General features: G+C 68.8%; 13 protein-coding genes and 1 other RNA gene. 5 read left to right on the forward strand and 9 right to left on the reverse strand.

All coding sequences use genetic code 11. The annotated features are described in order from the left end of the window. Positions 1–37: 37 nt before the first annotated feature. The 8 genes from minE to ffs form a co-directional block, all read right to left on the reverse strand. Positions 38–304 carry a cell division topological specificity factor MinE gene (minE, locus tag LJE69_RS19800; RefSeq protein WP_296927790.1) on the reverse strand — a complete coding sequence of 89 codons (267 nt, stop codon included), beginning with the start codon at positions 302–304 and terminating at the stop codon, positions 38–40. 3 nt (positions 305–307) lie between these two features. After that, entirely contained in the window at positions 308–1,117 is an 810-nt protein-coding gene (minD, locus tag LJE69_RS19805; RefSeq protein WP_296927791.1) for a septum site-determining protein MinD, read from the reverse strand. A 56-nt stretch (positions 1,118–1,173) separates the two neighbouring features. Beyond that, entirely contained in the window at positions 1,174–1,929 is a 756-nt protein-coding gene (minC, locus tag LJE69_RS19810) for a septum site-determining protein MinC (protein WP_296927792.1), read from the reverse strand. Between the two features lie 284 nt (positions 1,930–2,213). After that, positions 2,214–2,561 (reverse strand): histidine triad nucleotide-binding protein, encoded by a 348-nt coding sequence (locus tag LJE69_RS19815; RefSeq protein WP_296927793.1) that lies wholly within the window; start codon positions 2,559–2,561, stop codon positions 2,214–2,216. Between the two features lie 275 nt (positions 2,562–2,836). Then, complete coding sequence (recR, locus tag LJE69_RS19820) at positions 2,837–3,433, reverse strand: recombination mediator RecR (protein WP_296927794.1); 597 nt, start codon at positions 3,431–3,433, stop codon at positions 2,837–2,839. A gap of 29 nt (positions 3,434–3,462) precedes the next feature. Continuing rightward, the gene (locus tag LJE69_RS19825) at positions 3,463–3,786 is read right to left on the reverse strand and encodes a YbaB/EbfC family nucleoid-associated protein (RefSeq protein ID WP_296927795.1); all 324 of its coding nucleotides are present in this window, start codon (positions 3,784–3,786) and stop codon (positions 3,463–3,465) included. Between the two features lie 182 nt (positions 3,787–3,968). Then, positions 3,969–5,705, reverse strand: coding sequence for a DNA polymerase III subunit gamma/tau (dnaX, locus tag LJE69_RS19830; RefSeq protein ID WP_296927796.1), 1,737 nt, complete (start codon positions 5,703–5,705; stop codon positions 3,969–3,971). 32 nt (positions 5,706–5,737) lie between these two features. Next, positions 5,738–5,828, reverse strand: an RNA gene (gene ffs, locus LJE69_RS19835) — signal recognition particle sRNA small type. 178 nt (positions 5,829–6,006) lie between these two features. Here ffs and LJE69_RS19840 point away from each other — a divergent pair. The 5 genes from LJE69_RS19840 to LJE69_RS19860 all read left to right on the forward strand — a co-directional run bounded on the left by LJE69_RS19840 (position 6,007) and on the right by LJE69_RS19860 (position 9,750). After that, complete coding sequence (locus LJE69_RS19840) at positions 6,007–7,314, forward strand: hypothetical protein (protein WP_296927797.1); 1,308 nt, start codon at positions 6,007–6,009, stop codon at positions 7,312–7,314. 171 nt (positions 7,315–7,485) lie between these two features. After that, complete coding sequence (locus LJE69_RS19845) at positions 7,486–7,785, forward strand: hypothetical protein (RefSeq protein WP_296927798.1); 300 nt, start codon at positions 7,486–7,488, stop codon at positions 7,783–7,785. A 355-nt stretch (positions 7,786–8,140) separates the two neighbouring features. Next, on the forward strand, positions 8,141–8,563 hold the full coding sequence (locus LJE69_RS19850) for a DUF6164 family protein (protein WP_296927799.1): 423 nt from the start codon (positions 8,141–8,143) through the stop codon (positions 8,561–8,563). A 251-nt stretch (positions 8,564–8,814) separates the two neighbouring features. Further along, a complete protein-coding gene (locus LJE69_RS19855; protein ID WP_296927800.1) occupies positions 8,815–9,177 on the forward strand; it encodes a TusE/DsrC/DsvC family sulfur relay protein in 363 nt (120 codons plus the stop codon). Between the two features lie 6 nt (positions 9,178–9,183). After that, on the forward strand, positions 9,184–9,750 hold the full coding sequence (locus tag LJE69_RS19860; RefSeq protein WP_296927801.1) for a flavodoxin: 567 nt from the start codon (positions 9,184–9,186) through the stop codon (positions 9,748–9,750). A 62-nt stretch (positions 9,751–9,812) separates the two neighbouring features. On the opposite strand, the gene LJE69_RS19865 is transcribed toward LJE69_RS19860, so the two are convergent. Next, the coding region (locus LJE69_RS19865) for a Uma2 family endonuclease (protein WP_296927802.1) at positions 9,813–10,103 on the reverse strand (291 nt) is incomplete at its 5' end.

Consider the following 10,103-nt stretch of genomic DNA (forward strand, 5'->3'; position numbering starts at 1 on the left):
GGCCGGCAAGTGGCCGGCGGGACGCCGGCGCTCCGGCTCAGCCGCGCGCGGCGGCGTCGGGTAGGACGATGTTGAGCTCCAGCAGCTCCTGCTCGTCGTCCTGCTCGTAGTTCACCGAAACGGCGTCCAGGTCCACCTCGACGTACTTGCGGATGACGTCGAGGATCTCCTGCTGGAGCTTGGGCAGGTAGGTGGGGCGGTTGCGGAAGGCGCGCTCATGCGCGACCAGGATCTGCAAGCGCTCCTTGGCGACGGCGGCGGAGCCTTTCTTGCGGCTCGCGCGGAAAACGTCGAGTAGACCCACGGCTCACCCCCCGAAGAGTCGGCTGAAGATGCCCTTTTTCTCGGCGTCCAGGAACCGCATCGGCACGTCTCCGCCGAGATAGCGCGCCACCATGTCGTTGTACGCCTTGCCGGCGTTGGAATCCGTGTCCAGTACCACTGGGATGCCGGCGTTGGAGGCGTTCAGCACCGCCTGCGACTCCGGGATGACGCCGATCAGGTTCAGCGACAGGATTTCCTGCACATCCTCCACGCTCAACATCTCGCCGCGCTGCACGCGCTCGGCCGAATAGCGCGTCAGCAGCAGGTGCTCCTTGATGGGCTCCTCGCCGGCCTCGGCGCGGCGCGACTTGCTGGCGAGGATGCCGAGCATGCGGTCGGAGTCGCGTACCGACGACACCTCGGGGTTGGTGACGACCACGGCGTCGTCGGCGAAGTACATGGCCATGGTGGCGCCGTGCTCGATGCCCGCCGGCGAGTCGCAGACAATGTAATCGTAGCCCTTGCCCAGCTCTTCGAGCACCTGGCCGACGCCTTCCTGCGTCAGCGCGTCCTTGTCGCGCGTCTGGGATGCGGGCAGCACGTAGAGGCTGTCGCAACGCTTGTCGCGGATCAGTGCCTGGTTCAGGTTCGCCTCGCCGTTGATGACGTTGACGAAGTCGAACACGACGCGGCGCTCGCAGCCCATGATGAGGTCCAGGTTGCGCAGGCCCACGTCGAAGTCGATGACCACGGTGCGATGCCCCCGCTGTGCCAGGCCCATGGCCATGGCGGCGGCCGTCGTGGTCTTGCCGACCCCGCCCTTGCCCGAGGTGATGACGATGATTCTGGCCAAAGACGTCTCTCCCAAGATCTGATTCGAAATTGCTTCCGCGCCCGCGGCCTGGGCCGTCAACCGAGCGGCTCGATGCGCAGCACCTCGTGGTCGAGGAATACCTGCACGCTGCGACGCTTGAGGTCTGTCGGAATGTTCTCGCTGACGCGATAGTGCCCCGCCACCGAGACCAGCTCCGCCTCCAGCGATCGGCAAAAGATGCGCGCGCCGATGTCGCCCTTGAGCCCGGCGATGACCCGTCCGCGCAGTGGACCGTACACGTGAATGTTACCGTCCGCCATCAGTTCGGCACCGGAGCTTACCGGCCCGACGATGGTGAGATCACCCCCCGCGGCATACAGGCGCTGGCCTGAGCGGACCGGGCGGTCCACCAGCACGGATACCGGGGGATGGTCGCCGTGTGTATCGCCCATCGGCGGCTCGGCGCCTGACTGCTGCGGCGCCTCGGCGTGCTGCCGGCCGCTGCGGCCGTTATCGCCGAGGATCGCAAGCTCCATGGCGCGGGCGGCGTCGTTCTGTGCCGCGCCGCCGCCGCGCACGCCCACGGGAATCATGCCCAGCCCGCGCAGCAGACCGACCAGGTGCGGGAAGCCGACATTGCCCTTTTCCTGCGCCAGCTCGCTCAGGTCGATGACCACCGGCGTATTGCGGAAGAACCCGGGCGCCTGGTCCACCTTGGCCTCGAGCTGCGTCTCCACGGTGTCCATGTCGAGGGACAGCAGCCGGATCACCGGCAGCGTGAAGCTCGATGCCTTGAGCTCGAACGCCGGCGCGGCGGCGGTGGCACCTTCGGTTGGGATCTGCACGGCCATCGGCGGGGACTTGAGCTCCTGCTGGTTCCTGGTGGCGCGCCGGATGCTGCCGGCGCGAATCGCGGAATGCTAACCCTTGGCGCGGAAACCTGAAAGCCGCCGCGCGTGGATGGGCGGTATAGTGCACCGCGATGTCCGCAATCGGCGGGCGTCCATATCGGGTCGGGGCCGTTGCGGCATGCATGTGTACGGGTGGCTGGGTGGGAGCGCCGCCCGCGGCGCGATCGGTGCGCGCGTTGGGCGTCGCGGCGGGGGCGCCGCTCCCACGGGCTGTTTGGCGGCAATCAGCCGGGCGGCCACTGCAGGGGCCGGCCGCCGAGCAGGTGCACGTGCAGGTGGAATACGGTCTGGCCGCCGTTGGCGTTGCAGTTGATGACCGCGCGGTAGCCGTCCTCGGCGAAGCCCTCCTGCTCGGCCACCTTGGCGGCGGCGAGGAATAGCCTGCCAATCAGCTCCGCGTCCTGGTTGCCTGCATCGTTGAGCGTCGGGATGGGCTTGCGCGGGATCACCAGCACATGGGTGGGCGCCTGTGGGTGCAGGTCGCGGAAGGCGACGACGTCCTCGTCCTCGTAGACGATGTCCGCGGGGATCTCGCCGCGGGCGATCTTGCCGAAAATGGTGTCTTCGGACATCGAGAAAGGCTCCTGCGTGGGCATGCGTGGATGTTCTGCGTCGCGGCCGCCGGCTGCAAGCGCGTGGCGACGAGCGACCTCGAATGCGGCGATCGGGCGCGAGATCGGAGCGGACACCGATCAGAAAGTGCCAAGGGCCAAGGACCGGAACGGCAGTCGACCGGAGCTGTGCGGTCGCGTCGTGGGCCTCGGTCCTCGGCCCTTGTTGCATGCGGGGAGTCGATCGACGCGACATCTGGCGCCCCATGCCGTTGTCGGTCTGAGGCAGCGCCTCGCTAAATCCCGGTGCGCCCTGCAAAGGCGTGCGCCAGCGTGCCGCCGTCGACGAACTCAAGCTCCCCCCCCAGCGGCACGCCGTGGGCGATGCGGGTCAGGCGCACGTCGCTGCCGGCCGCCAGCTCGCTGATGTAGTGCGCGGTGGCGCTGCCCTCAACGGTGGGGCTGATGGCGAGGATGACCTCGCGCACGGTGCCGGCGTGCAGGCGCTCGCGCAGCAGTTCCAGCCCCAACTCCTCCGGGCCGATGCCATCGAGTGGCGACAGCCGCCCGCCGAGCACGAAATAGCGGCCACGGTAGTCCGTGGCCTGCTCGATGGCGGCGATGTCCGACGGTTGCTCCACCACGCAGAGCAGCGAGGCGTCCCGGACCGGATTTGCGCAAAGGGTGCACACCTCGCGCTCGGTGAGGGTGCGGCATTCGCGGCAGTGGCCGATGCGCGCCATGGCCTCGGCCAGCACCCGCGCCAAATGGCGGCCGGCGTCGCGGTCGTGCTCCAGCAAGTGGAACACCATCCGCTGCGCGGATTTCGGGCCGACGCCGGGCAGGCAGCGCAGCGCGTCTACCAGGTCCAGCAGTAGATTGGAATCCGACACCCCGGGGCTCCGGCGGCGCGCGGCCAGCCTCAGAACGGCAGCTTGAATCCGGGCGGCAGCGGTAGCCCGGACGTAATGCCGGACATGTGCTCCTTGGTCACCTCGCCCACCCGGCGTGCAGCGTCGTTACAGGCGGCGGCGAGCAAATCCTCCAGCATTTCCCTGTCGTCGCCCATCAGCGACGGGTCGATCTGCACGCGCTTGACCTCGTGCCGGCAGGTCATGGTCACCTGCACCATGCCGCCGCCGGCCTCGCCGGTGACCTCCTCGGTGGCGAGCTTCTCCTGCGCCGCCTTGAGATCTTCCTGCATCTTCTGCGCCTGCTTCAACATGCCGCCCAATGCGCCTTTCATGGTTATGTCACCTCTGTCGGTTCGGGATCAGCGTCAGTGCGCGGACTTGCGGGAACTGCCGGGCTGATCGGATTCGTTCAAGATTCGGGGCCGAGGGCCGAGGGCCAGAATTGTAGGCCGTAGGGTGGATGAGCGCAGCGATATCCGCCGCTGCCGCGGCGCCCCCATTGGATCAAGTGGTATCAATCCGTCGGGCGGATGCTGCCTGGCACCCAGTCGGCATCGAAGCGGTGCTTCAGCTCGCTGGCCACCTGGTCCGCGTCCATGGTGGCCTCGGCGGCGGCCACGCGCTCGGCCGCGTTGCGGGCATCGCGGCCGGCGGGCGTCTCGGCGAACCCCGCGGCATCGGCGCCGTCATCACCGCTGGCGGCAGCGGCGGGTCCCGTGTCGATGCTGAGCGTCACCTCGCGGCCCAGCGCCTTGGCCAGCGCGGCACCGAGGCGCTGCTCGGCGCCGGCCACGCGCAGGTTGGCGAGCGACTCCGCCAGCCCCAGCCGCAGCGTCTTGCCGTCCCAGCTCACCAGCGCGCAGTGCGCGGCGAGCTGGCTCGCCAGCCCCGACAGCGGCAGCGCCGCCACCAGCCGATGCCAGTCGTCCGCGCTCGCAAGCCGTGCCTCTGGCGCCCCCGCTGTACCACCGTCACTCGCACGCTCCGGTGGGGGCGGCGTCTCCGCCGCGACATCGCTACTTGGAGATTGCCCCTGTGGGAGCGGCGTCCCCGCCGCGACGCCGCCGGGAGATTGCCGCTGTGGGAGCGGCGTCCCCGCCGCGACCCCGGAGCCACCCGATCGCGCGGAATCCCCGCCAGCCGCACCCCCGGGCCCTGCTGGCACGCCAGCCGGTCGAAACGCCAGCGCCCGCAGCAGCACCATCTCGAAGCCGGTGCGCGGGTCCGGCGCCAGCGGCAGGTCGCCCTGGCCGGTGAGCAGGATCTGGTAGAAGAGCTGGATGTCTTCGGCCGGCACGTCCGCCGCCAGCTGGCGCAACACCTCGGCATCCGGGTCCTCGTTGGCGACGGTGGACGACACCTGCTGCGCCAGCGCGACCCGGTGCAGCAGCGTGATCAGCTCCGTCAGCACCGCGGCGAAGTCCGGCGTCAGCTCGGCGAGCCGGTCCACCTCCGCCAGCAGGCGCTTGCCGTCGCTGTCGCCGAGCGCGCTCACCAGCGCCGGCACCAGATCGCCGGTGTGGGTGCCCAGCATCCGGCGCACGTCGTCCGCGGCGAGCTGACCGCCGCCGAAGGCGATGGCCTGGTCCAGCAGGCTCAGCCCGTCGCGCATGCTGCCGTCGGCGGCGCGGGCCAGCAGCGCCAGGGACTGATCGTCGAAGCCGATGCCCTCGGCTTCCAGCACCTGGCGGAAGCGGCCCTGGATCTGCTCCGGCAGCAGGCGCTTCAGATGAAACTGCAGGCAGCGCGAGAGCACCGTCGCCGGCAGCTTCTGCGGGTCCGTGGTGGCAAGCACGAACTTCACATGCTCCGGCGGCTCCTCCAGCGTCTTCAGCAGCGCATTGAAGCTGCTGGCGGAGAACATGTGCACCTCATCGATGAGGTACACCTTGTAGCGCCCGCGCACCGGCGCGAAGGGCACGTTGTCCAGCAAGTCCCGCGTTTGCTCCACCTTGGTGCGCGACGCCGCGTCCACCTCGATGAGGTCCACGAAGCGGCCGCTGTCGATCTCGGTGCAGGCGGAGCAGGTGCCGCAGGGGGTAGGGCCGACGCCTTGCTCGCAATTGAGCGTCTTGGCGAGGATGCGCGCCAGCGTGGTCTTGCCGACACCGCGGGTGCCGGTGAAGAGATAGGCGTGGTGGAGCTGGCCGCGCTCCAGCCCGTTGGACAGCGCCTGCACCACGTGGCCTTGTCCCACCAGGTCGGCGAAGACACGGGGGCGCCACTTGCGGGCGAGCACCTGGTAGGTCATTGGCGTATTTAGGAAAAGGAGGCGAGCCCCGCCAGCCACACCCCGGCACACGCTGCCACCGCTGCGGCTGCTCCCTTCCGGGCCTGACCGGGTTCACGGCTTCGCGTTGCGGGGGGACCGGCGGCGCTCACCATTGACCGGTGAGCTGCGGCCTTGCGCCGCGCAAGGTCGGGCACAGTAGCAGACACGGCGGACAGCGACAACCCGCTTCGGCAGGCCGGATCGGGCGCGGCTGCGGAACCGCCATCCCGTAAAATCGCACTGACAGAGAATCCACCGCCTGATCGAGAAGCTCAGACCCATGCATCGTCTCCTCCCGCTGCTGCTGTCGCTCGTCCTGCTGCCGGCCACCGCCGCCGGGCAGGGGAGCGGTGCCGGGGCGTCACCGCCGGCCGATGGGCCGGACCTCACCGAGCAGGCACGCGAGCTCTGGCAGCGCTCCGCCGAGCAGGCCGGCTCGCTCTGGGAGCGCTCCCGCGACACCGCCGGCGACTGGTGGCAGCGCTCCCGCGAGGCCTGGGACAGCGCCCGCGACTCCCTCACGCCATCGGAGCCGGACCCCTTCGGGCAGGTCTGGACCGACGTCGTGCCCAAGCTGGAGGAGACCGTCGAGCTCCAGGAGGCGCAGCGCGACCTGCCCGAGAAGGCCTGGTTCCGCCGCGACCAGGCCGACGTGCAGGCGGAGATCGACGACCTGCTGAACGCCTCGGTGCAGATCCTGTCCACGTCGCCGGTGCAGCAGTACCGCGAGCAGATCCGCGCGCTGGAACAGCGCATCGCCGACGCCCGCGCCGATATCGACGAGTACCGCAAGGCCCGCGTCGCTGCCCCCGAGAAGTCCCTGGTGGAGCGCACCGTGGCCGATTACGACAAGCTCATCGACGAGCGCAAGCAGACCATCGCCCGCGCCCGCAAAGAACTGGCCGGCATCAAGCAGCAGTTCGCCGCCGAGCTGCGCGGCATGGGGCTGGAGCTCTCCGATGAGCAACTGGAGTTCCTGCTCTCCACCGTCGTCGGCGATAATATCGTCGACCTCGGTATCGTCTTCGACAACGTCAAGGCCATCACCGCGCAGCTCGAGGCGCTGATGCGCGAGAGCGGCGAGGACCTCGACGCCGCGCGGCGCTATTACGGCATGTACCTGGTGCTGCTGCGGGCGCTCAACCAGATGCACCTGGACGTGGAGCAGGCCATCGATCAGCGCTACATCCCTGAGATCAACGACATCGCCGACCGCGCCCGCGCCCTGTCCGCCGACACCAGGGCGCTCCAGCGACAGCACCCGGAGAAGGCGGAGATCCTAAACGCCAACCTCAAGGCGCAACAGCTCACCATCGAGGCCGCGGAGGTCTACAAGCGCTACCTCAAGGACCAGGGCGAGCAGGTGGCCCAGGCGCGCGCCGCGCTCCAGGAAGACATCGCCACCGCCTGGAACACCTACGAGACCGTGCGCGTCTCCGGCGAGCTGGTGGACCTGGTGCAGTCCAGCCGCAAGCTCCTCGATGGCCTGCTCAGCCGCCAGGTGCCGGCATTGAGGCCGTTTCAGAACCTGGAAATGCAGCGGGAGCTGTCGAAGTTGACCGAGCAGTTGCGGGGGAGCGAGGGCTAGGTCGGGCCGACGCAGGCGGCCCGGCGCTGCTGTGGACCTGACTGCCCGTGTCGGGCTTCGCTATCGCTCAGCACGACCGACGCTCGTTTACGAATCCAACAAGGCAGCCCGCGGCGGGCGCCACGACGACGGCGTCGCGCACAGAACCTCGCCGCTATGAGAGTCAAATCCATGCATCATCCCGTCATCGGCCGCTGCTGGCACTGCGGCGCCGACCTCACCGACCTCGACTACGGCCGCGAGGCCACCTGCCCCAACTGCCGCAAGTCCACCCACTGCTGCCGCAACTGCCGCTGGTACGCCCGCGGGCGCCCCAACGACTGCGCCGAGCCCGTCGCCGATGCGGTGGCCGACAAGGAGCGCGCCAACTTCTGCGGCTACTTCGAGGCGAGCTTCCCGCGGGATGCGGGTGCCGCGGCACCGGACGCCGATGCCCTGCGCCAGGCCGCGGAGGACCTGTTCAAGTCGTGAGGGGAGCTGCGGCTTCTCTCACCTGGTCGCGGAAGCTCCCGGGCTGGGCCAGGATGCGGTGTAGCTCGGGTCAGCGCAGCAAGTAGGTCGGGTCGGCGCAGCGTAACCCGACAGTTTGCTCGCGTAACCCGTTGCATGTCGGGTTACGCTATCGCTAACCCGACCTAGCGCGCTCGTTGTCGTCGTCATCATCGGATATCCGCACGGTTGAGATCACGATCGCGGCAACGACCGGAGGCGGTCTCGGGACTCGCGCACTATCGTTCTACGCCGATGGACTCCAACTCCTGCACACCTCGATGCAAGACCCGCCACTGCAAACCGCCTGCCACCCGCGCGCCAGCGGCAGCAGGGCGTGCCCGGTCTCGCCCTCGGTGAGCGTTCCGGCGGCGCGGCGGCGAGCGATGCGGCGATGGCAGTCCTGATCTTCCGTCTCAACGGTGTGTCGGACGACGAGGCGGCCGACGTCCGGGCGCTGCTCGACGCCCACGGCTTTGCCTATCACGAGACCACGGGCGGCTTGCTCGGCTTCGGTGTCGCCGGCCTGTGGCTGCTGGAGAACGGCCGCAAGGCGGAGGCCCGGGCGGTCATCGATGCCTACGAGTGCGAGCGCAGCACCCGCCTCGCCGCCGAGCACGCCGCGCTGCGCCGGGCCGGTCGCGCCGAAACCACGCTGCAGCGCATCGCCCGGCACCCGTTGCAGTCCCTGCTCGCCCTGATGGGCATTGCCGCGGTGCTCTTCGTGGTCCTTTGGCCCTTTCTGACCCTGGGACGCTAGATGGGACGCTAGAGAAGCGCCGATTGATCGGCGTTTCCCGAGGCCATCGACCTGCCTCTGGAGCAGCGGCCCGGCCGACAACCGCTGGTTGGGCTATTGTTTTCAGCAGAGACGCTCGCGGTCTCGCCGCGGCTGCGACACCGGCCGCGGCCACCATCGACACGCCTGCTCGCGGACGCGCGCCACGCTGTGCGCGCATGCTGTAACCCAGCCGGCCCAGCGCCCGGCCGGCGCATTGAGGAGGTCGAGACATGAGCATCCAAGTAGGGGATCGGATTATCGAGACCGACGCGGAGGGCTACCTGATCAATCCGGCCGATTGGAGCGAGGAGGTGGCGGAGGCCCTGGCCGCCCAACAGTCCGCCGAGGATCGCGTCCAGCTCACCGACACGCACCTGGGTCTGATCGCGTATTTCCGTGAGGTCTATGCGGAAAACGAGACCCACCCAAGCATGCACCAGTTGGTGATGACCCTCGGCAAACAGCACGGCGAGCACTTCCGCGACCGTAAGGAATACGAGGCATTCCTGTACCGGCTGTTCCCGAAAGGCCCGGTGTTGGAGTTGTGCAAGCTCGCCGGCCTGCCGAAGCCGACGGAGGCACTTGCGGGCTGAACGTCGGTGCTTGTTCCGTTCGGCACGGACTCCGGCACCACCAGACTCATCGCGAAGAAAATCGCGAAACAGATCAAGGCGCGCGCTGGCGACGGCGTGGCCACCAAGCCGGTGAACGTGAACCGCGCCAGCGCGGAGGATCTGCTGGGCTACCGGGCGCTGATTCTGGGCACGCCCACCTATGGCGAGGGTGTGCTGCCGGGTATTGCCAATGGCACCGACGAGGCCGCGTGGCTCGAATTTCTGCCGAAGCTCGCGGGCAAAGACTTTACGGGCAAGCGCATCGCCCTGTACGGCCTCGGCGACCAGGAGACCTATCCGACGCACTTCTGCGACGCGATGATGGACCTGCACCGCTTCTTCAGCGACGCTGGCGCCGAGCTGTTGGGTGCCACCGGCACCGAGGGCTATGAATTCAGACGCTCCAGGGCCGTTGTGGACGGTCGCTTCGTCGGCCTCGCGCTGGATCAGCACCTCCAGCACCTACTCACGGACGAGCGCATCGACGCCTGGCTGGACCAGGTGTTGCCACTGCTGCTGGAGGTCTGTGAGGCGCCGGCAGCGGAGGTCTAGCCGAGCGCCCCGGACGGCGCTGACGACTCGCTCCGCGCCCTGCGCGGGGCAGACGATCGAGCTCAATCGCCCAGGATGTACCCCAGATCCAGCTCGATATCGTCGAACGGGGGGATGCGCGCCCGCTGGCCCTCTCCCGCGGCCAAGGTCAGCGTGAGCGCCACGCGGTAGTTGTCACCGTCGATCTGGTGCACGATCAGCGTGCGGTCCTCGGGCCAGATCAGCCAGTAGAAGGGCACGCGGTGGCGTTGCAGCAGCAGGAACAGGGTCAGCGTGTCCTTGCGCTCGTGGCCGGGCGAGACGATCTCGCAGACCCAGTCCGGAGTCATGTCGACGACGCCGCGCGGGCGCTC

It is taken from the genome of Thiohalocapsa sp., assembly GCF_022340605.1.
In the GTDB taxonomy this organism is placed as follows: Bacteria; Pseudomonadota; Gammaproteobacteria; order Chromatiales; family Chromatiaceae; genus Thiohalocapsa.

Bases quoted from the DNA above. Each gene is read 5' to 3' on its own strand.
- minC (WP_296927792.1), bottom strand. From the start codon at position 1,929: ATGGCCGTGCAGATCCCAACCGAAGGTGCCACCGCCGCCGCGCCGGCG.
- LJE69_RS19815 (WP_296927793.1), bottom strand. From the start codon at position 2,561: ATGTCCGAAGACACCATTTTCGGCAAGATCGCCCGCGGCGAGATCCCC.
- LJE69_RS19825 (WP_296927795.1), bottom strand. From the start codon at position 3,786: ATGAAAGGCGCATTGGGCGGCATGTTGAAGCAGGCGCAGAAGATGCAG.
- dnaX (WP_296927796.1), bottom strand. From the start codon at position 5,705: ATGACCTACCAGGTGCTCGCCCGCAAGTGGCGCCCCCGTGTCTTCGCC.
- LJE69_RS19840 (WP_296927797.1), top strand. From the start codon at position 6,007: ATGCATCGTCTCCTCCCGCTGCTGCTGTCGCTCGTCCTGCTGCCGGCC.
- LJE69_RS19845 (WP_296927798.1), top strand. From the start codon at position 7,486: ATGCATCATCCCGTCATCGGCCGCTGCTGGCACTGCGGCGCCGACCTC.
- LJE69_RS19855 (WP_296927800.1), top strand. From the start codon at position 8,815: ATGAGCATCCAAGTAGGGGATCGGATTATCGAGACCGACGCGGAGGGC.